This window comes from Actinotalea alkalitolerans (assembly GCF_023369855.1).
GTDB lineage: Bacteria > Actinomycetota > Actinomycetes > Actinomycetales > Cellulomonadaceae > Actinotalea.
Map to the genome: position 1 here is coordinate 197,148 of NZ_JAMBPP010000004.1, position 21,901 is coordinate 219,048.

22 protein-coding genes are annotated in these 21,901 nt (G+C 71.7%); 16 read left to right on the forward strand and 6 right to left on the reverse strand.

Annotated features, from left to right (window positions below):
• The first annotated feature begins 2 nt into the window (after nt 1-2).
• The 6 genes from M1R94_RS06120 (at nt 3) to M1R94_RS06140 (ending at nt 7,564) form a co-directional block, all read left to right on the forward strand.
• Nucleotides 3-896, forward strand: a complete 894-nt coding sequence (locus M1R94_RS06120; protein WP_249380781.1) for a DegV family protein — start codon at nt 3-5, stop codon at nt 894-896.
• 87 nt (nt 897-983) lie between these two features.
• Complete coding sequence (locus M1R94_RS06125; protein WP_249380782.1) at nt 984-1,928, forward strand: helix-hairpin-helix domain-containing protein; 945 nt, start codon at nt 984-986, stop codon at nt 1,926-1,928.
• Nucleotides 1,925-4,429 (forward strand): ComEC/Rec2 family competence protein, encoded by a 2,505-nt coding sequence (locus M1R94_RS06130; protein ID WP_249380783.1) that lies wholly within the window; start codon nt 1,925-1,927, stop codon nt 4,427-4,429. Before M1R94_RS06125 ends, M1R94_RS06130 begins: the two co-directional genes overlap by 4 nt.
• 63 nt (nt 4,430-4,492) lie before the next feature.
• Nucleotides 4,493-5,500: a DNA polymerase III subunit delta gene (gene holA, locus M1R94_RS06135; RefSeq protein ID WP_249380784.1), complete on the forward strand. Its 1,008-nt coding sequence runs from the start codon at nt 4,493-4,495 to the stop codon at nt 5,498-5,500.
• A 481-nt stretch (nt 5,501-5,981) separates the two neighbouring features.
• Nucleotides 5,982-6,113: a hypothetical protein gene (locus M1R94_RS20265; RefSeq protein ID WP_283252986.1), complete on the forward strand. Its 132-nt coding sequence runs from the start codon at nt 5,982-5,984 to the stop codon at nt 6,111-6,113.
• Between the two features lie 104 nt (nt 6,114-6,217).
• The gene (locus M1R94_RS06140) at nt 6,218-7,564 is read left to right on the forward strand and encodes a helix-turn-helix domain-containing protein (protein ID WP_249380785.1); all 1,347 of its coding nucleotides are present in this window, start codon (nt 6,218-6,220) and stop codon (nt 7,562-7,564) included.
• Nucleotides 7,565-7,825: 261 nt separating this feature from the next.
• Here M1R94_RS06140 and rpsT read toward each other — a convergent pair whose 3' ends face one another.
• Complete coding sequence (gene rpsT, locus M1R94_RS06145; protein WP_249380786.1) at nt 7,826-8,086, reverse strand: 30S ribosomal protein S20; 261 nt, start codon at nt 8,084-8,086, stop codon at nt 7,826-7,828.
• Nucleotides 8,087-8,285: 199 nt separating this feature from the next.
• Complete coding sequence (locus M1R94_RS06150; protein ID WP_249380787.1) at nt 8,286-8,489, reverse strand: dodecin family protein; 204 nt, start codon at nt 8,487-8,489, stop codon at nt 8,286-8,288.
• A 200-nt stretch (nt 8,490-8,689) separates the two neighbouring features.
• Here M1R94_RS06150 and lepA point away from each other — a divergent pair, with 200 nt between their 5' ends.
• Both lepA and hemW read left to right on the forward strand, forming a co-directional pair.
• Complete coding sequence (gene lepA, locus M1R94_RS06155) at nt 8,690-10,576, forward strand: translation elongation factor 4 (RefSeq protein ID WP_283252987.1); 1,887 nt, start codon at nt 8,690-8,692, stop codon at nt 10,574-10,576.
• 4 nt (nt 10,577-10,580) lie between these two features.
• The gene (gene hemW / locus M1R94_RS06160) at nt 10,581-11,846 is read left to right on the forward strand and encodes a radical SAM family heme chaperone HemW (RefSeq protein ID WP_249380788.1); all 1,266 of its coding nucleotides are present in this window, start codon (nt 10,581-10,583) and stop codon (nt 11,844-11,846) included.
• A 102-nt stretch (nt 11,847-11,948) separates the two neighbouring features.
• On the opposite strand, the gene M1R94_RS06165 is transcribed toward hemW, so the two are convergent.
• From M1R94_RS06165 to M1R94_RS06175, 3 genes are all read right to left on the reverse strand, one after another.
• Entirely contained in the window at nt 11,949-12,488 is a 540-nt protein-coding gene (locus tag M1R94_RS06165; RefSeq protein ID WP_249380789.1) for a DUF4870 domain-containing protein, read from the reverse strand.
• A gap of 1 nt (nt 12,489) precedes the next feature.
• The gene (locus tag M1R94_RS06170; RefSeq protein ID WP_249380790.1) at nt 12,490-12,870 is read right to left on the reverse strand and encodes a DUF4870 domain-containing protein; all 381 of its coding nucleotides are present in this window, start codon (nt 12,868-12,870) and stop codon (nt 12,490-12,492) included.
• A 139-nt stretch (nt 12,871-13,009) separates the two neighbouring features.
• Nucleotides 13,010-13,858, reverse strand: coding sequence for a DUF3097 domain-containing protein (locus M1R94_RS06175; protein ID WP_249380791.1), 849 nt, complete (start codon nt 13,856-13,858; stop codon nt 13,010-13,012).
• Between the two features lie 227 nt (nt 13,859-14,085).
• Here M1R94_RS06175 and hrcA point away from each other — a divergent pair, with 227 nt between their 5' ends.
• From hrcA to M1R94_RS06190, 3 genes are all read left to right on the forward strand, one after another.
• The gene (gene hrcA / locus M1R94_RS06180) at nt 14,086-15,105 is read left to right on the forward strand and encodes a heat-inducible transcriptional repressor HrcA (protein WP_249380792.1); all 1,020 of its coding nucleotides are present in this window, start codon (nt 14,086-14,088) and stop codon (nt 15,103-15,105) included.
• 91 nt (nt 15,106-15,196) lie between these two features.
• On the forward strand, nt 15,197-16,324 hold the full coding sequence (gene dnaJ / locus M1R94_RS06185; RefSeq protein WP_249380793.1) for a molecular chaperone DnaJ: 1,128 nt from the start codon (nt 15,197-15,199) through the stop codon (nt 16,322-16,324).
• A 10-nt stretch (nt 16,325-16,334) separates the two neighbouring features.
• On the forward strand, nt 16,335-17,120 hold the full coding sequence (locus tag M1R94_RS06190) for a 16S rRNA (uracil(1498)-N(3))-methyltransferase (protein WP_249380794.1): 786 nt from the start codon (nt 16,335-16,337) through the stop codon (nt 17,118-17,120).
• 15 nt (nt 17,121-17,135) lie between these two features.
• On the opposite strand, the gene M1R94_RS06195 is transcribed toward M1R94_RS06190, so the two are convergent.
• A complete protein-coding gene (locus M1R94_RS06195) occupies nt 17,136-17,660 on the reverse strand; it encodes a Gmad2 immunoglobulin-like domain-containing protein (protein WP_249380795.1) in 525 nt (174 codons plus the stop codon).
• An 87-nt stretch (nt 17,661-17,747) separates the two neighbouring features.
• On the opposite strand from M1R94_RS06195, the gene M1R94_RS06200 reads away from it, so the two are divergent.
• The 5 genes from M1R94_RS06200 (at nt 17,748) to era (ending at nt 21,864) form a co-directional block, all read left to right on the forward strand.
• Nucleotides 17,748-18,110, forward strand: coding sequence for a histidine triad nucleotide-binding protein (locus M1R94_RS06200; RefSeq protein WP_374109439.1), 363 nt, complete (start codon nt 17,748-17,750; stop codon nt 18,108-18,110).
• Nucleotides 18,111-18,180: 70 nt separating this feature from the next.
• Nucleotides 18,181-19,191 carry a PhoH family protein gene (locus M1R94_RS06205; RefSeq protein WP_249380797.1) on the forward strand — a complete coding sequence of 337 codons (1,011 nt, stop codon included), beginning with the start codon at nt 18,181-18,183 and terminating at the stop codon, nt 19,189-19,191.
• The gene (gene ybeY, locus M1R94_RS06210; protein WP_249380798.1) at nt 19,188-19,640 is read left to right on the forward strand and encodes an rRNA maturation RNase YbeY; all 453 of its coding nucleotides are present in this window, start codon (nt 19,188-19,190) and stop codon (nt 19,638-19,640) included. The genes M1R94_RS06205 and ybeY overlap by 4 nt, the downstream gene beginning before the upstream one ends.
• Nucleotides 19,637-20,920, forward strand: a complete 1,284-nt coding sequence (locus tag M1R94_RS06215) for a CBS domain-containing protein (protein WP_249380799.1) — start codon at nt 19,637-19,639, stop codon at nt 20,918-20,920. The genes ybeY and M1R94_RS06215 overlap by 4 nt, the downstream gene beginning before the upstream one ends.
• Nucleotides 20,917-21,864, forward strand: coding sequence for a GTPase Era (gene era, locus M1R94_RS06220; protein WP_249380800.1), 948 nt, complete (start codon nt 20,917-20,919; stop codon nt 21,862-21,864). Before M1R94_RS06215 ends, era begins: the two co-directional genes overlap by 4 nt.
• The last annotated feature ends 37 nt before the right edge of the window (nt 21,865-21,901 follow it).

The following is a 21,901-nucleotide window of genomic DNA, read 5'->3' on the forward strand; positions in this document are numbered from 1 at the left end:
GCGTGGTCAGCCCGGGAGAGGGTCGGCACGTCGCGGTCGTCACCGACTCGACCGCGTCGCTCCCGCCCGGGCTGATCGGCCACCCGTGCCTGACGGTGGTCCCGCTGTACGTCGTGGTGGACGGTGTGACCTACCGCGAGGGGGTCGACCTCGCGCCCGACCAGCTGCTCGAGGCGTTGCGGTCCGGAGCCCGGGTGAGCACCTCGCAGCCAGGCCCGGAGGTCTTCGCGCGCGCCTACGCACGCGCTGCTGCGCGCGGTGCCCGGGAGATCGTCTCGGTGCACCTCTCGGGAGACCTCTCGGGAACGGTCGACTCCGCGGGGCTGGCCGCCCAGACGACCGGTGTCCCGGTCAAGGTGGTGGACTCGCGCACGGTGGGCATGGGTCTGGGGTTCGCGGTGCTCGCCGCGGTGCTCGCCGCGACCGAGGGGTCCGACACGGGATCGGCCGCGCACGGTGCCGCGGTGGCTCGTGCAGCGAGGTCGCATGCCACCTCGAGCACGGTGCACTTCGCGGTCGACACCCTCGAGCACCTGCGGCGCGGAGGACGCCTTGGCGCCGTCTCGGCAGCGGTGGGGACGGTGCTGGGCCTTCGACCCGTGCTGGCGGTCGTCGGGGGACGCATCGATGTCGTGGAGAAGGTCCGGACCAGTGAGCGGGCGCGCACCCGGGTGGTCGAGCTTGCCGCGCAGGACGTCGCGGTGCGGCGAAGCCACTGCGACGTGGCCGTCCATCACGTCGGTGACCCCGACCTGGGCCGGCTCGTGGCTGACCGTCTGGTCGCCGTGTGCGGGAACCGGCTCGGACGGGTCGAGGTCGCCGAGATCAGCGCAGTGGTCGCGGCGCACGTGGGGCCAGGTCTGGTCGCCGTGGTCGTCACCGACACCGTCGCGTGAGGACCACAGCGCTTCGGCGCGCGAGGTGCTCCACAGCAGGTCCGGTCGTGGTGCGCCCGGGCTGACCGTCCTGCCTAGCGTCGGGTCGTGGCCGACGACCAGCACGACAAGGAGCACATCCGTTCTCGCCTCGTCGGGCTGGGGGTGCCCGGGCCGCCCGTCGGCGGTTGGGTCCCGCAGCGTCCTGTCGGCGGTGCGGTCGCACGGCCGATCACACCCTTGTCGGGTCCGGACGGCGGGACGACCGGTCCCGAGGTCACCGGCCCGGGCTCCGACCTGCGGTCACGGGCCCTCGCGGGAGCGGTGGCCGCCTACACGGCAGCGCACGGACACCCGCTCGAGCACGACGACGCCCAGGCGCGCGTCGGGCGGGCGCGGTGGTCGCTCCGCCCGCGCGCGGCGGTGGCAGCGGCTCTGGTCCTCGTGCTGCTGGGGGCCGCGGTCGTCTGGCGTGCCACGGCACAGGTGCCGACACTGGTGGTCGGTGAGAGCACCGCCCTCCCGGCCCTGCCGGTGCCCGACGCCCCCGCGGTCGGCGACCGGTTCCAGGACGGTCAGGCGGGGAGCGGCTCCGGGCCGGACGAGCAGGTCCCGGACGTGGTCGTCCACGTCGTGGGCAGGGTGCTCAGCCCGGGAGTCGTGCACCTCCCGGCCGGGTCCCGACTGGCTGACGCCCTCGAGGCCGCTGGAGGGCCGACGCCCGAGGCCGATCTCGCCGCGGTCAACCTGGCGCGAGTCGTCACGGACGGCGAGCAGGTCCACGTGCCGGCCCCGGGCGAGGCTCCACCCGTCCAGCAGCCGGCTGCGCCGGGGGCCGGCGACCAGGCGACGGAGGCCGGCGCTGCGTTGGACCTCAACACGGCGGACGCGGTGCAGCTCGACGTCCTCCCAGGGATCGGACCGGTCCTGGCGCAGCGCATCGTCGACTGGCGCGCACAGAACGGTCCGTTCACCTCGGTCGAGGAGCTCGGTGAGGTCAGCGGCATCGGGCCACGACTGCTCGAGGGCCTGCGGTCCGCGGTACGGACATGAGCGAGCCACCGGTTCCCGCAGACCTGCGGATGATCCCCGCCGCTGTGGCGGGATGGCTCGGCGCCGCGTGGGGTGTCGGCGCGTCGTGGGGATCGGTGAGGGTGGTCTCGCTCCTCGTGGCCGTGGTCGTCATCCTCCTCGGTGCGGTTCACGCCGTGGGCCGGGGGACGCCCCGCAGTGGTTCGGTGCGCATGGGCCGACCACGCAGGGTCACCGCCACCGCCTGGCTCGCGCTCGTCGCGCTCGCGGTGGTCCTGGCATCGTGCGCCGCCCAGCTGTCCACACGGGAGCGTGGTCTGCTCGCCGACCTCGTCGAGGGACGCGCCACCGCGACGGTGGTCGGTGTCGTGCGTTCGGACCCTGCCGTGATGGCACGTGACCGGCCCTGGGGACCCGTCCTCGGCCCGCCCGAGGTGGACGGGTACCGCATGACCGTCTCGGTCGAGCAGGTGACCGGCCGGGGTCGGTCCGGCGGCGCGGCGGCTGCTGTGCTCGTGCTCGCCGACGACCCCGAGGGTTCCCCGGACTACGGCTCCCAGGTCCAGGTGACGGGACGACTGGCACCTGTCGACCCGGGTTCGGACGTCCAGGGTCTGCTCGTGGCCACGAGCGTGGACCTCCTCGACCCGCCCGGGCCGGGCCACCGACGGGTGAACTCCGTCCGGGCGGCACTCCTCGAGGTGACTGCGGACCTGCCTGCCGACGCGCGAGGCCTGGTCCCGGGAGCCTCGATCGGCGACACCTCGCGACTGCCGTCGGACCTGGACGAGGCGATGAGGGCGACGAGCCTCACCCACATCACGGCGGTCTCGGGCGGGCACTTCGCCGTGGTCAGCCTGGCGGTGCTCTCGGTCACCGCGCTGCTCAGGCTGCCGCGATGGGCGCGTGCCGTCACATCGGCGTCGGCGCTGTGCGCCTTCGTGGTACTGGTGCGACCCGAGCCGAGCGTCGTCCGAGCGGCCGCGATGGGTGCGGTCTCGCTGATCGGGCTGGTCCTGGGTCGGCCCTCGCGGGCGGCACCGGCCCTGGCCTCGGCCGTCGTGGTCCTGCTGGTCCTCGACCCGTGGCTCGCACGGACCTACGGGTTCGTCCTGTCCGTGCTGGCGACGGCGGCTCTGGTGCTGCTCGCCCCGCCGCTCGCCGAGGTCCTCACCCGTTCGATGCCGAGGTGGGCGGCGTACGCGTTGTCGGTCCCGGTCGCTGCGCAGGCCGTGTGCGCACCGGTGGTGCTGCTCCTCGAGCCGGCGGTGGGTCTGTACGCGGTGCCGGCGAACCTGCTGGCCACCCCGGCGCTGCTGCCGGCGACGCTCTTCGGCGTCGCGGCCGCCGTGACGGCACCGTGGGCTCCCGCGGTCGCGGTCGCGCTCGCCCACGTCGCAGCGGTCGCCACGTGGTGGATCGCGCTGGTCGCGCGATCCGCAGCTGGTCTGCCCGGCGCACGGCTCGACTGGCCAGGCGACCTGATGGGTGTTCTTGCCCTGGTGCTGGTCACCGCCGTCGTCCTGGCGCTCGTGCTGTCGCGGGGCCGGGCGCTGGGCCGGCTCGGCGAGCATCGCACGGTGGGTGCGCTGGTGATGTGCGCCGTGCTCCTGCTGGTACCCCCGGTGCGGGGCCGTGTGCTGGAGGCCCTGCCTTCTGGGTGGCCGCCTGACCAGTGGCAGGCCGTGATGTGCGACGTCGGGCAGGGGGACGCCCTCGTGGTCCGGTCGGGACCGCGTGCTGCGGTGGTCGTCGACGTCGGTCCGCCGGGGGCCGCCGCCGACGAGTGCCTCGATCGGCTGGGTGTGAGCACGATCGACCTGCTCGTGCTGACCCACCACCACGCTGACCATGTCGGCGGGCTCGAGCCGGTCCTGGCCGGTCGGGAGGTCGTCCTGGCCGTGGTCAGCCCCCTGGGTGAGCCCGCGAGTCAGGCGGGTGCGACCCTCGAGGCCCTCGCGAGAGCCGGCGTCCCCACCGTGACCGGCCTGTCCGCACGAGCGCTCGCGGATGGTGACGAGCGTGACGACGGATCCGGGAGGCGGGCGACGGCGCGCTCGGGCGGCCGGGCCGGCTCGGTCGCCTGGCAGGTCCTGTGGCCCCATCGGGTTCCTCCGACAGGTGGTGCGGCGGGTGCCGAGAGCAGTGTCGCCAACGACGCGAGCGTGGTCGTCATGCTGCAGGGACCCGTCCTGGGTGTCCTTGCCCTGGGTGATCTCGAGCCCGACGCCCAGACCGCGCTGCTGCGCGACCTCCGGGCGCAGGGGATCGAGAGGCCCGCCGAGGTGGTCAAGGTCGCCCACCACGGCTCCTCACGGCAGTCGGCCGACCTGGCCCGGCTGCTCTCGCCGGTGGTCGCACTGATCGGTGCGGGGGAGGGGAACACCTACGGTCACCCGAGCCCGACGGCGATCGGCCTGTACGAGTCCACCGGCGCTGTGGTCCTGAGCACCGACCGGTGCGGGACCGTCGCGGTGTCCGACCGGGGCGGTGCTCTCGAGGTCGCCGGCACCTGTGTGTGACGGGCCGCCGTGCGCACACCTGCCGGTGGGGTCGCTGTCGGCCGCGCGTGGGAGGCTGTGCGCATGCCCCCTGGGATCCGTCGCCCTGCGTCGCCGTCGGCCCGCACCGCCTCCTGGGACGAGGTGACGGTCGCTCCTGTCGTGCTCGTGACGGGCAGTGAGCTGCTGCTCGCCGAGCGTGCGGTCGACCGGTTGATCGCTCAGGCGCGTACCGCCGAGCCGTCGCTCGAGGTGACGCGGATCGAGGCGGCCGGCTACCAGCCCGGCCAGCTGCGGGTCGCTACCAGCCCGTCGCTGTTCGACGAGGCGCGGGTGGTGGTCGTCGAGGGTCTCCAGAGTGCGACGGAGGTCGCCCTCGCCGAGGTCGCCGCTCAGCTCCTCGAGCCCTCCGAGGACGTCGTGCTGATCCTTCAGCACGGCGGTGGCGTTCGCGGCAAGAAGACCCTCGACGCGATCCGTGCCGCAGGGGCGGTGCTGGTGCAGTGCGACCCGATCAAGCGCGATGCGGACAAGGTGGCGTTCGCGGCGGCCGAGCTCGCACGTGCGGGCCGCAAGGCTGAGCCTGCCGCGCTGCGTGCGCTGGTCGAGGCCTGCGGCAACGACCTCCGTGATCTCGCCGCAGCGTGCTCGCAGTTGGTCGCCGACACCAGTGGTCGTGTCACGGCCGAGATGGTCAGCCAGTACCACGGCGGCAGGGTCGAGGCGACGGGTTTCCGTGTCGCTGACGCAGCCGTCGACGGTCGGTCCGGCGATGCCGTCGCACTTCTCCGGCACGCGTTGGCCACAGGCTCGGACCCGGTCCCGGTGGTCGCGGCTCTCGCGGCGAAGCTGCGCACGCTGGCCAAGGTCGCGGCCGCGCGTGGCCGAGGCATCGACCCGGTACGGGACCTCGGTCTGGCGCCGTGGCAGGTGGACCGCGCTCGCAAGGACCTGGTCGGCTGGACGCCCGAGGCGTTGGCCGAGGCGATCTCTGCGGTCGCTCAGGCCGACGCCGAGGTCAAGGGTGCCGGACGTGATCCTGTGTTCGCCGTGGAACGTGCCGTGCTGCGCGTGGCCGCCGCCGCCTCCTGAGGGCACCGCTGGGTCACCTGAGGCACTGCTGGGTCAACCGGGCCACCACTGCGCGCTCCCTCACCACAGGGGTGTCTGCGCGCCGTCACTGACCCGAGGTCCTTGGCGGGCGGCGTCCCCCTGCCACCCGGCCCCGGCCTGGCCTGCACGCGGAGCGCAGGTCTGACCGACCCGCGCCCACCTGTGCGCACCCGTGCCCACCCGCACCCAGGGTGCGTCCCGACGGCTGGGCGACGACGCCTGATCATGTGCCCGGAGTCATTCTGGATGTGACAGGCGAGATCCGGCTCGTCGAGCAACCGCGTCGGTGGCAGACATCGTTCACGGTCGATACGCGCGGATTATCCCTAAATCACCTCAAAAGTGCACCGGGAACTCGTCAAGTTACCAGGTCAGGAGTGGTGCATTTCCGGAGGAATGCTGTCATAGTGGTCATGACAACGCGATGCCGACGCGTCGCCATCTACCCGAGGAGAACACCATGTCCCGCATCGCCAAGACCTTCGCAGCGTCCGCCCTCGCACTCGGCCTGGCCTTCGCGGGTGCTGCCGTCGCGATACCTGCCGAGGCGGACCTCATCAACGCCGGTCCGGCAGGGTGCTGCCGCAACTGACGGCGGGTCGCACGGTGCATCCGATCCCGCCGAGGAACATTTCACCCGGACGGGCGACGTGGGAGCGGTGCGTCCGGCCGGAGTCACGGCTAGAGTTACCGACTGTGACTGAACTCTCAGAGCGTCTCCATGCAGAGCGCACCCGCGCAGGGCTGTCTCAGACCGCACTCGCCGGTGACGACTTCTCGCCGAGCTACATCTCGCTGATCGAGGCAGGGCGGCGGGTCCCCACCGACGGCGCTCTGAAGATCCTCGCGGACCGTCTCGGGACCACGTCGGACTACCTCCGTTACGGCGACAAGGCCCCCAGCGAGGAGAGGGCACGCCTGGAGATCGGCTTCGCCAAGCTCGCCCTGGCGAACGGTTCGCCGGAGGAGGCGCGCGACAGGCTCGAGCAGCTCGACCTGTCGACGATCGCACCTCGGCACCATCCTGAGGCGTTGCACGCGCTCGCCCGCGCCCATGAGGCGATGGGTGATCTCGAGCGGTCCGTCGAGATCCTCGAGCCGCTGCTCGCCGATGCCCGCACGAAGGGCCGCTGGCTCGACGCCGCGGTGCTCGCGACCGACCTCGTCGGCTCGTACCTCGAGGCGGGCGACCTCCACCACAGCGTCGAGCTCGGCGAGCAGGTGCTTGCCGAGCTCGAGCGGGAAGGTGTCTCAGGGACGGACGAGCACCTGCGTCTCGCGTCGACCCTTCTGTGGGCCTACCACCAGCGCGGCGACCTGCTCTTCGCCGCGCACCGGGCGGCCTCCCTGCTGAGGTTGGTCGACACGACGGGGACCCCTCGCGGGCGCGGGAGCATCTACTGGAACGCGGCGCTCATCGCCGAGGCCCGTCAGGACTACCACGAGGCCCAGCGACTCACCGAGCGGGCACTGGCCTATCTCTCCGAGGCCGCGTCGAGCCGCGACGTCCCACGCCTGCGGCAGGTCTACGGCTGGCTGCTCCTGCGGACCGATCCGCCTCGGCCCACCGAGGCGCTCGAGCACCTCGGCACCGCCGCTGAAGAGCTTGCCGTGGTGGGCTCCGAGGTCGATGTCGCGAAGTGCGACATCGAGCGAGGCCGTGCCTATCTGATGCTCGGTGAGCCGGCGGCAGCCCAGCGGGCGGCGCAGGATGCGCTCGAGCGGCTCGGGGAGAGCCCACGGCTCGACTCGTGCGACGCCCACATGGTCCTGGGCGACGCCTTGCTCGCCCTCGGCGACGACGAGGGCGCCAAGCGCTCCCTCCAGTGGGCCGCCGACATGCTCGGCATGATGGCGGCGAACAGGCAGTCGGCCGTCGTGTGGCGTGCGCTGGGAGACAGGATGCTGCGCCACCACGATGTCGCCGGTGCGGCCAACGCCTACGAGCGGGCGTTGAGCGAGGTTGGGGTTCGTCGCGCGATCACGCCGGTTCCGCCGACGCCGGTCGCGGACCGGTCCGACCAGCAGCAGGCCACCCGCTAGCGCCGGCCGCGCGCGCCGACCCGGCGTGCGCGGACCGCGGACCCGTGATCCGCACGAGGGCACAGGGCGCCGGTGACGTCGGCACGCAGGGGGAGTCGACGTCGCGGCGTGGTGCTCACGGTGGAGAGCGGCACCTCGGACCGGACGGCCGCATGACGCGAAGGCGTGCGAGACAGAGGACGAGACAGCGAAGGCGTCACCCGATGGGTGACGCCTTCGCTGTCTCGTCCGTGGTGCCGAGCTGCCTGGGCAGCCGACGGCTCAGAGGCCGGCGACCTGCTTGGCGAGTGCCGACTTGCGGTTGGCCGCCTGGTTCTCGTGGATGACGCCCTTGCTCACGGCCTTGTCGAGCTTGGTCGACGCCTCGCGGAGAGCGGTGGATGCGGCGTCCTTGTCACCGGCCGAGACGGCCTCCTTCACCCGACGCACGTGCGTCTTGAGCTCGGACTTGACCGCCTTGTTGCGCAGGCGGGCGATCTCGTTGGTACGGATGCGCTTGATCTGGGACTTGATGTTCGCCACGTGTGGACTTCCTATGTGTGTTCGCCGGAGCGATCTGACAGGTCGTAGAGGGCGTGCTCAGCCCCGGGACTGGGGCGTGGGGACACCCGCGGGAAGGAGCTGGGCTAGTGCCCGCCGACCTGGGCGGACACGCGAATCACGATAGTAGCAGTCGGACCACGACCCCAGCGACCTCCGCCTCTCGTCGGATCCGCCGGTGCTAGTCGAGGACGAAGGTGATCTCGAGCATGACCTGATAGGTCGTGATCTCCCCGTCGGTGACCTCGACCTTCTGCTCCTTGACCCAGGCCCCCTGCACGTTGCGCAGGGTCTGGGTGGCACGTGCGATCCCTTCGCGGATCGCGTCGTCGAAGCTGGTCTGCGAGCGCGAGCTGATCTGCGTGACGCGTGCGACGGTCGACATGACGCCTCCAGTGGTGTGACTGATCAACGGACCTCCAGCGTCCGCCCGGCGGCGCACGGCTGCAACAGGAGGCGTGCGGGGCCGGTGGCTGCTCCCCACGCGGGTCGTGGGACCATGGACGGGACGACCGGCGCACCGTGGTGCACCTGTCGCCGACCGCCACGACCTGCGAGCCACCCCGAGCCTGGAGCGAGCCCCCGTTGTCCCCGATCCCCAGCGCAGCGCTGAACGCGCGCATCCAGCCCGCGGCGACGCCGCCCGAGCTGCTGCGCAACTTCTGCATCATCGCCCACATCGACCACGGCAAGTCCACCTTGGCCGACCGCATGCTGCAGCTGACGGGTGTGGTCGACGACCGCGCGATGCGAGCCCAGTACCTGGACCGGATGGACATCGAGCGCGAGCGTGGCATCACGATCAAGTCGCAGGCCGTCCGCATGCCCTGGGGGGTCACCGGTCCCACGGGCGAGGTCGCGGCCTACGCCTTGAACATGATCGACACCCCTGGGCACGTGGACTTCACCTACGAGGTGTCGCGGTCGCTGGCCGCCTGCGAGGGCGCGGTCCTCCTGGTGGATGCCGCTCAGGGCATCGAGGCTCAGACACTTGCCAACCTGTACCTGGCGATGGAGAACGACCTCCAGATCATCCCGGTCCTGAACAAGATCGACCTGCCCGCGGCCCAGCCCGAGAAGTACGCCGAGGAGATTGCTGGTCTGGTCGGCGGGGACCCGGCCGACGTCCTGCGGGTCTCGGGCAAGACCGGAGCGGGCGTCCTGGAGCTGCTCGACCGCATCGTCGAGCTCGTCCCGGCGCCGCAGGGTGACGCCGCGGCACCGGCGCGCGCGATGATCTTCGACTCGGTGTACGACTCGTACCGGGGAGTGGTGACCTACGTCCGTGTGGTCGACGGCCACCTGAGCCCCCGAGAGAAGATCGTGATGATGTCCACCCGGGCGACCCACGAGCTGCTCGAGATCGGGGTGATCTCACCCGAGCCGTCGCCCACCAAGGGGCTGGGTGTCGGAGAGGTCGGCTACCTGATCACCGGGGTCAAGGACGTGCGGCAGTCCAAGGTCGGCGACACGGTCACCAACGCGAGCAAGCCCGCGGCCTCGGCCCTCGCCGAGTACCACGACCCGCGCCCGATGGTCTTCTCCGGTCTGTACCCGCTCGACGGCTCGGACTACCCGGTGCTGCGCGACGCGCTGGACAAGCTCAAGCTCAACGACGCGGCCCTGGTCTACGAGCCCGAGACGTCGGTGGCGCTGGGCTTCGGCTTCCGTGTCGGCTTCCTCGGTCTGCTGCACCTGGAGATCGTGCGGGAGCGGCTCGAGCGAGAGTTCGACCTCGCGCTGATCTCCACCGCCCCGAACGTGGTCTACGAGGTGACCATGGAAGACCGCGGGGTGATCACGGTGACCAACCCGAGCGAGTTCCCGGGCGGGAAGATCGCCGAGGTCCGCGAGCCGGTCGTCAAGGCGACGATCCTGTGCCCGAGCGAGTTCATCGGGTCGGTGATGGAGCTCTGCCAGACGCGCCGAGGTGACCTGCAGGGGATGGACTACCTCTCTGCCGAGCGGGTGGAGATGCGCTACATGCTGCCTCTCGCCGAGATCGTCTTCGACTTCTTCGACCAGCTGAAGTCCAAGACCCGCGGCTACGCCTCGCTGGACTACGAGCCGGTCGGCGAGCAGGCCGCGGCGCTCGTCAAGGTCGACATCCTGCTCCAGGGTGAGCAGGTGGACGCCTTCAGCGCGATCGTGCACAAGGACAAGGCGTACGCCTACGGCGTGATGATGGCCGGCAAGCTCAAGGACCTCATCCCGCGCCAGCAGTTCGAGGTGCCCATCCAGGCTGCGATCGGGGCGCGCGTGATCGCGCGCGAGACGATCCGCGCGATGCGCAAGGACGTCCTGGCCAAGTGCTACGGCGGTGACATCAGTCGCAAGCGCAAGCTCCTCGAGAAGCAGAAGGAGGGCAAGAAGCGCATGAAGACCATCGGTCGGGTGGACGTCCCGCAGGAGGCCTTCATCGCAGCCCTGTCCTCGGACGACTCGGGCAAGGACGCCAAGGCCAAGAAGTGAGCTCGTGAGTCCTGCGCTGCCCGATGGCGAGCCCGTGCCGCTGGACGGCGCGCTGCCCGCCTGGGTGCGACCCACGGCCGAGGTGGGTCCAGATCCGCACCGGGGGGTGGACCCACAGCTCGGGGTCTACGTGCACGTGCCGTTCTGCACGGTTCGCTGTGGCTACTGCGACTTCAACACGTACACCGCGAGCGAGCTCGGCGGGGGCGCGAGCCAGTCCGAGTACGCCGCGACCGCAGTCCGTGAGGTCGAGCTCGCCGCCCGTGTGCTGGACGAGGCCGGCCGGGGTGGCCGACCGGTCAGCACGGTCTTCGTCGGTGGGGGGACTCCCACGGTGCTGCCGGTCGACGACCTCGCGCGGGTGCTCGACGCGATCAGCGGCGCATGGGGACTGGCACCGGGGGCAGAGATCACGACCGAGGCCAACCCGGACTCGGTCACTCCCGCCTCGCTCGGGCAGCTCGCCGCCGCAGGGTTCACCCGCGTGTCCTTCGGCATGCAGTCCGCGGTGCCCCACGTGCTCGCCACCCTGGAGCGCACCCACGACCCGGACCGCGTCCCCGAGGCCGTGCGGTGGGCCAAGGACGCCGGCCTGTCGGTGTCCCTGGATCTCATCTACGGCACACCGGGTGAGTCGCTGCACGACTGGCGCCGCTCGGTGGAGGCGGCCGTGGCCTGCGAGGTCGACCACGTCTCCGCCTATGCCCTGGTCGTGGAGCCCGGGACCCGGATGGCTGCGCAGGTGCGGCGGGGTGTCCTGACGCTGCCGGACCCGGACGACCAGGCGACCAAGTACGAGCTCGTCGACGACCTGCTGACCGCGGCCGGCCTCGCGTGGTACGAGGTGAGCAACTGGGCCCGGACCCCCGAGGACGCCTGCCGTCACAACCTGGCCTACTGGCGGGGCGCGGACTGGTGGGGCGTGGGCCCGGGAGCGCACTCCCATGTCGGGGCGGGGGAGCGCGCGGTGCGCTGGTGGAACGTCAAGCACCCGCGGGCCTATGCGGGTCGGCTCGCCACGGGTCTGAGCCCTGCTGCGGGACGCGAGCTCCTGGGGTCCCCAGACGTGCGCCTCGAGCGGGTGATGCTGGGTGTCCGGATCCGCGACGGGCTGGATCTTGCCGAGCTCTCGGCGAGCGGGCGGACCGCGGTCGCCGGGCTGGTGGCGGACGGGCTGCTCGAGGGTGTCGCGGCGATCCGAGGGCGTGCGGTCCTGACCCGCCGGGGCAGGCTGCTGGCCGATGCGGTCGTCCGTGCGCTGACCGACTGACGTCGCCACCAGGGGTGGTCGCCAGCAGACCGGTCCGGGCGCGCCGAGGGCCGGCGACCGTGCGGTCGCCGGCCCTCGGCTGACGTGCGAGTGCTCAGCGCCTCACTTGATGAGGCGGATGTTCACCGGGTAGCGGTAGGCCTCGCCCTTGTTCGCTGCGACGGCGGCCATGATCATGAAGACCACCGCGACGATGAACGCCAGGAAGAGGATCGAGCCGATCCCGAGCGTGATCACCGAGATGATCGTGATGGCCACCGAGGCGATGAGCAGCGTGATCTGGAAGTTCAGCGCCTCCTTGGCCTGCTCCTCGAGGAACTGTCCGCGGCCCTTGAACACCAGCCACACCACCAGGGGCGGCACGATCGACAGGCCGATCAGCGGCAGGATGTGCGCCAGGGTCGCCCAGAGGCGCTGGTCGGAGTCGCTCAGCGGGGCGCCGGCGACCGTCGAGCCATAGGCCGGGGCGGGGGGAGGTGCGCCGTACTGGCCGCCGGGTGCCTGGTAGGCCGGGGGCGGCGCAGGAGCCGCCGGAGCCTCGTAGGCGGGGGGTGCCGGGGGTGGCGGCGTCTCGGGGGCCGGGGGCGGCGGCGGGGTGGGGTCGCCGCTGGGCTGCTGGTCGTCAGGAGGGGTCGTCGTCATGTCACTTCACCAGTTCGAGTGAGAAGGGGTACTTGTAGGCCTGCCCGCGGTTGACCGCCTGGTAGCCCATCACCGAGAAGATCACGGCGAGTACCCAGATCACGAAGTTCAGGAAGCTCGTGAACGGGATCACGAAGCTGAGGAACGACAGTGCCAGGTAGCCGATGAGCAGCGTGATCTGGAAGTTCAAGGCGGTCCGTGCCTCCTGGGCGACGAACGCGCTGCGGTCCTTGTAGACCAGCCAGATGATCAACGACGGGAGGAAGCCGAGGATGCCACCGAGGTGGGCGAACCCGGCCCACTGACGGACCTCGGCGTCGCTGAGCGGCGCGGCGGGGCCGGACGGCCCCGCGGGGGGTGGGGGCGGGTACGAGTCGGACATGTCGTGGGCCTTTCGGGTGGACCGGAATGCACCAGCGTGGTGCACAGAGGGTGCAGCGCAGGTGCGTTGCGTCACAGTGCATCCGAACACTAGCGAAAACGGACAGCACCGTGGGGTCGCCCGGGTGGCGCGCCGTCGATCATCCGGTGACGAAGTCGATGAGCTCCTCGACCCGGCCGAGCAGTGCGGGCTCCAGGTCGCGGTAGTCACGCACGACTCCCAGGATCCGCTGCCACGCGCGGGCGACGTCGGCCTGGTCCTGCGAGGGCCACCCGAGCTCGGCCAGGATGCCGCGCTTCCACTCGGTCCCGCGGTCGATCCTCGGCCACGCGACCAGACCGACCCGTTCAGGACGGACCGCCTGCCACACGTCGACGTAGGGGTGCCCCAGCACCAGCAGCGTTCCGGCCGGGGCCACGTGCATCGCCTCTGACGCGATCCGGCTCTCCTTCGAGCCCGGGACGAGATGGTCCACCAGCACACCCAGCCGACGTCCGGCGTCGGGCGCGAAGTCCCGGACCGCGGCGGCGAGGTCGTCGACGCCGTCGAGCATCTCGACCACGACCCCCTCGACCCGCAGGTCGTCTCCCCACACCTTCTCGACGAGCTCGGCGTCGTGCTTGCCCTCGACCCAGATGCGGCTGCCCCGGGCGACCCGCGCGCGCCGGTCGGCGACCGCCCGTGAGCCCGACGCCGTCCGAGCGGGTGGTGACGGTGCGGGAGGTCCCGAGGGCGCGGGGGTGAGCTCGACGGGACGTCCCTCGACCCAGAACCCGGGACCGAGCGGGAACGTGCGGGTCGCACCGCGCCGGTCCTCCAGGACCACGACCCGCATGCCACCCGAGACCTCGACCCGGACGACGGCGCCGACCCAACCCGTCGTCACCTCCTCGACCACCAGGCCAGGGGTCGCGGGCGTCGGTGCCGAGACCGGGCCGTGGCGGGCGGGCCCCCCTGCGAGCACGTCACGGCCGTACCTGTCCGACATCGATCCTCCTGAGGTGCCCGACGGCGGGTCGGTCGGTGCCCGACCGATGATGCCAGGACCCGACGTCGTGGGCATGCACGCGTGGACGGTGCCTGGGCAGCATGACCGCCCCGTCGGTGGTCCGTCGTAGGATTGGCACTCGAGGTCGTCGAGTGCCATCGGCGGGAGCGCCGCACCCGACCGCGTCGACGACCTCCCGGGAACGACGGACGGCGTGAGGAGGTGCGATGAGCGAGGACCGCAGGCTCGAGGTGCTCCGGGCGATCGTCGAGGACTACGTCCAGACACGTGAGCCCGTCGGCTCGCGGGTGCTCGTCGAGCGCCACGCCCTCGGGGTCTCCCCGGCGACCATCCGCAACGACATGGCCGCCCTCGAGGAGGGCGGCTTCATCGCGCAGCCGCACACCTCCGCCGGTCGTGTGCCGACCGACAAGGGCTACCGCCTCTTCGTGGACCGCCTCTCCACGGTCAAGGCGCTGTCGAGCCCTGAGAAGCGCGCGATCCAGGTCTTCCTCGAGGACGCGGTCGACCTCGACGACGTCGTGGACCGCTCGGTGCGGCTGCTCGCCCAGCTGACCCAGCAGGTCGCCGTCGTGCAGTACCCGTCTCTGCGGCGTTCCGCGCTGCGGCACCTCGAGCTGGTGCCCGTCGGCGACACACGGTTGCTCGTGGTGATCATCACCGACACCGGCCGGGTCGAGCAGCGCACCCTGGAGCTGACCTCGGCCGTGCCCGAGCAGGTCGTCCACGAGCTGCGCGCGCGGCTGAACGTCGCCGTGGCCGGGCGTCGGCTCGCAGACGCCCGGGCGCCGCTCGAGGAGATCGTCCATGCCTTCGGGGTCGTCGAGCAGCCGTTGGTCACCTCGGTGATCACCGTGGTCGAGGATGCCCTGGCGGAGGAGAGCGAGGAGCGCATCGTGATGGCCGGCACGGCCAACCTCGCGCGCAGCGGCACCGACTTCACCCAGACCATCCGACCAGTTCTCGAGGCGCTCGAGGAACAGGTCGTGCTCCTGCGGTTGTTGACCGAGATGGCGGAGGACTCCGCCGGTGTCACGGTGCGGATCGGCCGTGAGACGCAGCACGCCGGGCTCGCGGAGACCTCCATCGTCGCCGCGGGGTACGGGGCCGACGGGGAGACCGTGGCTCGCATCGGCTCGCTCGGCCCGACCCGGATGGACTACGCCGGGACCATCGCGTCGGTGCGAGCCGTCGCGAGGTACCTCTCGCGGATCCTTGCGAGCTGACCCGGAGCGACCAGACAGAGACCGTTCGTCCGCCCTTCGACCGGTGGGCCCTGCAGCCCGCACGTCCGCGACCGTCAGCAGAGAGTGACCAGTGAGCAGCAACTACTACGAGATCCTCGGCGTCAGTCCTGAGGCGAGCACCGACGACATCAAGAAGGCCTACCGTCGACTCGCCCGACAGCTGCACCCCGACGTCGCCACGGGCGACGGTGCGGAGGACCGCTTCAAGGACGTCTCACGCGCGTACGAGGTGCTGTCCAACCCCGAGAAGCGACAGATGTACGACCGCGGCGCAGACCCGGCGGCCCCGGGAGGCGGCAGCTTCGGTGCAGGCTTCGGCTTCCAGGACATCTTCGAGACCTTCTTCGGCGCCGGTGGGGGTGCGGCCCAGCGCGGCCCCGTGCCCCGGGCGCGCCGCGGGCAGGACGCCCTGGTCCGGCTGGACCTCGACCTCGCCGAGGCCACCTTCGGCGTGCACCGGGAGATCCAGGTCGACACCGCGGTGGTCTGCACCACCTGCAACGGGAGCTGCTGCCGCCCGGGGACGGCGCCACGCACCTGCGAGGTGTGCGCCGGACGCGGTGTGGTGCAGCGGGTGGCGCGCTCGTTCCTGGGTCAGGTCATGACCTCGTCTCCCTGCGCCGCGTGCCACGGCTACGGCACGGTGATCCCGGAACCCTGCCCGGAGTGCTCGGGCGAGGGTCGGGTGCGCAGCCGCCGGACGCTGAACGTCGACGTCCCCGCCGGGGTCGACACGGGGACACGCATCAAGCTGACCGGGCAGGGCGAGGTCGGTCCTGCCGGCGGTCCACCCGGGGATGTCTACCTCGAGGTGCGAGAACGCCGCCACGAGACGTTCGTGCGTCGCGGTGACGACCTGCACTGCACGCTCGAGCTGCCGATGACGGCTGCGGCCCTGGGGACAGTGCTCGAGCTCGACACGCTCGACGGCACGCGTGAGATCGACGTCCGTCCGGGAACCCAGCCCGGAGAGGTGCTGGTGCAGAAGGGTCTCGGGGTCGGCCGGCTGCACGTCGGCGGCCGCGGCGACCTCCACGTCCACGTCGAGGTCCAGGTGCCCACGATCCTCGACGAGGAGCAGGAGCGGCTGCTGCGCGAGCTCGCCACCCTGCGCGGTGAGGAGCGTCCTGCCTCGCGCTTCAGCCCGGCCAGCCCAGGGGTCTTCGCCAAGCTGCGCGACAAGTTCGCCGGTCGGTGAGCCGGCCCGGATGAGTGCACCTGTCTTCCTGGCTGATCCCGGGCGCCTGGACGGCTCACGGCCCGGGGACCAGTACGTGCTCGAGGGCGGTGAGGCACGGCACGCCGGGGTGGTCCAGCGTCGTCGAGCGGGGGAGCGGGTCGACGTCGTGGACAGCGCAGGCGTCCGTCTGCACTGCCGGATCTCCACGGTCGAACCCGGTCGGCTCGTGCTCGACATCGAGCAGCGCACCGATGAGCCCACCCACGGGGTGCACCTGGTGCTGGTGCAGGCGCTGGCCAAGGGGGACCGGGACGAGATGGCCATCGAGGCGTCGACCGAGGTCGGTGTCGATGCCGTGATCCCGTGGCAGGCGGGCCGGTCGGTGGTGGTGTGGCGTGGAGAGCGTGCAGCCAAGAGCCGCGCACGCTGGCTCGCGAGAGTCCGGCAGGCAGCCAAGCAGTCACGACGCGCCTTCGTCCCCGAGGTGGGTCACGCGGTGGACACGCCCGGCCTGGTCGCCCTGGTCGAGGCTGCAGTGGCCACGGGTGGTCGAGCCCTCGTCCTGCACGAGGAGGCACGCCTCCCTCTCGCCGCGGTGGACCTGCCGTCCGACGTCCGGCCGACCGACGACGCCGCCCCGCGCGAGGTGCTGGTCGTCGTCGGCCCCGAAGGGGGCATCTCGGCCGACGAGGTCGAGGCGCTCGTCGGGGCAGGGGCCCTCGCGGTGCGGCTGGGGCCGCACGTCCTGCGCACCTCGACGGCCGGTCCGGTGGCGGTCGCCCTGCTCGCCGAACGGCTCGGGCGCTGGACCTGAGCGCGCCTGACCGTCTCAGCCGACCGTGAAGTCGACCTCGACGAGGTTGAGGTAGGGGCCGAGGGTGCTCTCCCCGTCGGAGATGTCGGCCTCCCACACCTGCACCGTGTAGCTCCCGGGGGCGAGCTCGACGTCCTGGCTGTACGGACCGATCTCACCGTTGGCCCCCGCCGTGGTGAAGCCCTCCTGGACGGTCTCCTCGGTGCCGGCCACGAGCACCCTCCACTGCAGGGTCGCCTCGTAGGCGGTGCCCTCGCCCGAGATCGTCACGACCGGTCCCGTGACGGTCTCGCCCGGGGTCGGGGAGACGATCGAGTTCGGACCGTTGACGACGGGTCCTTCCGTGGCGGTCGGCGGGTCGGTCGGTTCGCTGGTCTCCTCGACGTCCGTCGGACTGGGCGAGGGCGTGTCGGTCGCGGTCGTCGTCGGCTCAGGGGACGGCTCGGCTCCCGGGTCGGCACCGGTCTGGCAGCCGGTCAGCAGGACCGCGCTGACGAGCAGCGCAGCGGCCGACCGTGCCGAGGGGAGAAGGGTGCGCACGGTGTGCTCCGTTCGTCGAGGCGATCTGGTCGCCCATCCTCGCAGGCTGTCGGCCCCGGACGGCGCTAGCCTGGCGGGATGTCGCCGATGAGCTCGCCTGACCCGATCACCTCGCCCGACTGCCTGTTCTGCCGCATCGTCGCGGGGGAGCTGCCCTCCACGGTGGTGGCGCGCCGTGAACGCACGGTGGCCTTCCAGGACATCGACCCCCAGGCGCCGATGCACGTCCTGGTGGTCCCGCGCGACCACTACGGTGACGTCGCCCAGCTGGCCGCGTCAGCCCCTGACGTCCTGGCCGAGGTCGTCTCCCTCGCCCAGGAGGTCGCGACCTCGGAGGCGGACGGGCAGTTCCGGCTCGTGTTCAACACGGGGACCGAGGCCGGGCAGTCGGTGTTCCACGCGCACGCGCACGTGATCGGCGGCGCGGCGCTGGGGTGGACCCCGGCCTAGGATGGGGCAGGGATGTGCCGCACCGGCCACCCGTCGACCACGAGGAGACCCAGGCCTGCGGGCCGTACCCATGGCACAGAGCAGCTTCGCCGGGCGTGAGCCGGGCGTCATCGACGTCGAGAACCGGATCGTCCTGCCTGCCCACCTCCCCGCGGTCGCTCTGCTCGGCCCGGGCGACGAGGTGCTGCTCGCGGTCGAGCGGGGCTTCCCGACCGTGCGGATCCATGCGCGGGGCGACGAGATCACCCTCGTCGGACCCGCCGGGGACGTCGGTCTGGCCTCACGGCTGCTCGACGAGCTGCTCGAGGTCGCCGCATCGGGCACCCAGCTGAGCGCCGAGGTGGTCGACCGATCGGTGGCGATGCTCACCGCGGCCCCGTCGAGCCGACCCGCCGAGGTGCTGACCCAGAACATCCTGTCGAGCCGCGGCCGCACCATCCGGCCCAAGACCGTGGGGCAGAAGGCCTACGTCGACGCGATCGACCGCCACACCATCACGTTCGGCATCGGCCCCGCGGGCACCGGCAAGACGTACCTCGCGATGGCCAAGGCCGTCCAGGCCCTGCAGGCCAAGCAGGTCAACCGGATCGTGCTGACCCGCCCCGCGGTCGAGGCGGGGGAACGGCTCGGCTTCCTGCCGGGCAGCCTGAGCGACAAGATCGACCCGTACCTGAGGCCGCTCTACGACGCGCTCCACGACATGGTCGATCCCGACTCGATCCCGCGTCTGATGGAGGCCGGCACGGTCGAGGTGGCGCCCCTGGCGTACATGCGCGGGCGGACGCTCAACGACGCCTTCATCATCCTGGACGAGGCGCAGAACACCTCGACCGACCAGATGAAGATGTTCCTGACGCGGTTGGGCTTCGGCTCGCGGGTGGTGGTCACCGGTGACGTCACCCAGGTGGACCTGCCGGGGGGCACGACGTCGGGCCTGCGGGTGGTCGAGGGGATCCTGGGGACGCTCGAGGACGTCGCCTTCTGCCGGCTCACGTCCGCCGACGTCGTCCGGCACCGGCTGGTCGGGGAGATCATCGACGCCTACGCACTGTGGGACACCCGGCGGGAGAGCACCCGATGAGCATCGAGGTCAACAACGAGTCCGGGCACGAGGTCGACGAGGTGGAGTTCGCTGCGCTCGGCCGCCACGTGCTCGACGCGATGAACGTGCACCCGCAGACCGACCTGTCGATCCTGCTGGTCGGGACGGACGTGATGACCGAGCTGCACGTGCAGTGGATGGACGAGCCGGGCCCCACGGACGTGCTCTCCTTCCCGATGGACGAGCTGCGACCCGGGAGCGCGGACGAGCCGACGCCGGCGGGACTGCTCGGTGACGTCGTGCTGTGCCCCGAGGTCGCCGCAGCTCAGGCGCGCGAGGCCGGCCACTCGACCACCGAGGAGCTCCTGCTCCTGACCACGCACGGCATCTTGCACCTCCTCGGCTACGACCATGCCGAGCCCGAGGAGGAGAAGGAGATGTTCGCGCTGCAGCGCCAGCTCCTGCTCACCTTCCTCGCCTCACGATGACCGGCGTACCCGTCGGTCTCCTGGGGGCTGTCGCGGGCCTGAGCCTGCTGCTCGCAGCCGCGCTGAGTGCGGGGCAGACGGCGGTGCTCCGGCTGGGTCGCGCGGCCCTGGGCGAGATGGTCGCCGCGGACCTCTCCGGGACGGCCCGGCTGCGTCGGGTGATGAGCGAGCCCCGCCGGGTGGCTGCCTCCGCGGCGACGGTCCGGGTGGTGCTCGAGTCGTCGGTGGCCGTGTGCGTGACACTGATGGTCGCCTCGACCGGACTGGTGTGGTGGGGGGTCGTGCTCGCAGCGGTCGGTGTCGTGGGAGCCGCAGCGCTGACCGTCGTGCGGCTGGGCCCCCGGACCCTCGGTCGGCACCATCCCGGGGCGACCGCGCGGGTGAGCGCCGGGCTGCTCCTGGTGGCCGACCGTCTGGTGGGTCTCCTGCGGCCTGGCGGGTCTCGTCCCCCGCAGGACCTCACCGACGAAGAGGTTCGCGCCATGGTCGACCGGGTCAGCGAGTCCGAGCACATCGAGGACGACGAGCGTGAGATGTTCCGCTCGGTGCTCGAGCTCGGTGACACGTTGACCCGCGCGGTGATGGTCCCGCGGACCGAGATGATCACCCTCGCCGCCGGCACACCGGTCCGCAAGGCGCTGGGGCTGTTCCTGCGGTCCGGGTACTCGCGGGTGCCTGTGGTCGGCGAGACGGTCGACGAGGTGGTGGGGGTCCTGTACCTCAAGGACGTGGTCCGCCACCGGCACCTGCAGCCGGGCTCCGACGACGACCCGGTCGACCCGCTGCTGCGCCCGGTGGTGTACGTCCCCGAGTCCAAGCCGGTCGACGAGCTCCTGCGCGACATGCAGCAGGGCGCCTCGCACATCGCGCTGGTCGTCGACGAGTACGGGGGCATCGCTGGCCTGGTGACCATCGAGGACGCGCTCGAGGAGATCGTGGGCGAGCTGACCGACGAGCACGACCGCTCCGGGCCGGAGGTCGAGGACCTCGGCGACGGCGCCTTCCGGGTGCCCGCGCGGCTCCCGGTCGACGAGCTGGGCGAGCTCTTCGACCTCGTCCTGGACGACGACGACGTCGACACCGCAGGGGGACTGCTGGCCAAGGCGCTCGGTAAGGTCCCTCTGGTCGGGTCGCAGGCCGGGGTCGCCGGCCTCGTCCTGACCGCCGACCGGGTCGAGGGCCGCCGCAAGCAGGTGTCCACGCTGCTCGTGCGCCAGGCACCGGCTGACGACCAGCACCACGACCAGCCCTCGACCACCTCGCAAGGAGCCTCACGATGACCGAGCAGCCCGCACCCTCCTCCTTCAGGTCGGGGTTCGTGTGCGTCGTCGGGCGCCCCAACGCCGGGAAGTCGACGTTGACGAACGCGATCGTCGGCCAGAAGGTCGCGATCACCTCAGGTCGGCCCCAGACGACGCGGCACGTGATCCGCGGCATCGTCCACCGGCCCGACGCCCAGATCGTGCTGGTCGACACCCCGGGGCTGCACAGGCCGCGCACCCTGCTCGGCGAACGCCTCAACGCGCTGGTCAAGGACACCCTGACCGAGGTCGACGCGGTGGTCTTCTGCCTGCCCTCGGACCAGAAGATCGGGCCGGGGGACCGGTTCATCGCCCAGCAGCTGACCGAGCTGGCCCAGGGCCGGACGGCGCCGCCGGTCATCGCGGTGGCCACCAAGGCCGACGCGGTCGGTCGGGGCAGGCTCGCGGAGCACCTGCTCGAGATCTCCGCTCTCGGGGAGTGGACGGACATCGTGCCGGTCAGCGCCGTCGACGGCTACCAGGTGGACACCCTGCTCGACGTCCTGGTCGCGAACCTTCCGCAGGGCCCCGCGCTCTACCCGGACGGTGAGCTCACCGACGAGCCGGAGGCGGTGATGGTGGCCGAGCTGGTGCGTGAGGCAGCCCTGGAGGGGGTGCGCGACGAGCTGCCCCACTCCCTCGCGGTGGTGGTCGACGAGATCACCCCGCGGCACGCCGAGGGTGACGACCCGGCGACCTCCGTACCGACGATGCTGGACGTCCGGGTGCACCTGTTCGTCGAGCGGGACAGCCAGAAGGCGATCATCATCGGCAAGGGCGGGAGCCGGCTCCGTGACGTCGGCAGCCAGGCCCGCCAGGGCATCGAGGCGCTCCTCGGGTCACGTGTCTACCTGGACCTGCACGTCAAGGTGCTCAAGGACTGGCAGCGCGACCCCAAGCAGCTGCGTCGGCTCGGGTTCTGAGTGAGGACGCGACGGGTCGCGAGGGCGCCCCGGTACT

Bases quoted from the DNA above. Each gene is read 5' to 3' on its own strand.
- M1R94_RS06200 (WP_374109439.1), top strand. From the start codon at position 17,748: ATGAGCTCGCCTGACCCGATCACCTCGCCCGACTGCCTGTTCTGCCGC.
- M1R94_RS06170 (WP_249380790.1), bottom strand. From the start codon at position 12,870: ATGTCCGACTCGTACCCGCCCCCACCCCCCGCGGGGCCGTCCGGCCCC.
- M1R94_RS20265 (WP_283252986.1), top strand. From the start codon at position 5,982: ATGTCCCGCATCGCCAAGACCTTCGCAGCGTCCGCCCTCGCACTCGGC.
- M1R94_RS06175 (WP_249380791.1), bottom strand. From the start codon at position 13,858: ATGTCGGACAGGTACGGCCGTGACGTGCTCGCAGGGGGGCCCGCCCGC.
- holA (WP_249380784.1), top strand. From the start codon at position 4,493: ATGCCCCCTGGGATCCGTCGCCCTGCGTCGCCGTCGGCCCGCACCGCC.
- hrcA (WP_249380792.1), top strand. From the start codon at position 14,086: ATGAGCGAGGACCGCAGGCTCGAGGTGCTCCGGGCGATCGTCGAGGAC.
- M1R94_RS06215 (WP_249380799.1), top strand. From the start codon at position 19,637: ATGACCGGCGTACCCGTCGGTCTCCTGGGGGCTGTCGCGGGCCTGAGC.
- ybeY (WP_249380798.1), top strand. From the start codon at position 19,188: ATGAGCATCGAGGTCAACAACGAGTCCGGGCACGAGGTCGACGAGGTG.
- M1R94_RS06130 (WP_249380783.1), top strand. From the start codon at position 1,925: ATGAGCGAGCCACCGGTTCCCGCAGACCTGCGGATGATCCCCGCCGCT.
- M1R94_RS06165 (WP_249380789.1), bottom strand. From the start codon at position 12,488: ATGACGACGACCCCTCCTGACGACCAGCAGCCCAGCGGCGACCCCACC.
- era (WP_249380800.1), top strand. From the start codon at position 20,917: ATGACCGAGCAGCCCGCACCCTCCTCCTTCAGGTCGGGGTTCGTGTGC.
- M1R94_RS06190 (WP_249380794.1), top strand. From the start codon at position 16,335: ATGAGTGCACCTGTCTTCCTGGCTGATCCCGGGCGCCTGGACGGCTCA.
- M1R94_RS06150 (WP_249380787.1), bottom strand. From the start codon at position 8,489: ATGTCGACCGTCGCACGCGTCACGCAGATCAGCTCGCGCTCGCAGACC.
- M1R94_RS06205 (WP_249380797.1), top strand. From the start codon at position 18,181: ATGGCACAGAGCAGCTTCGCCGGGCGTGAGCCGGGCGTCATCGACGTC.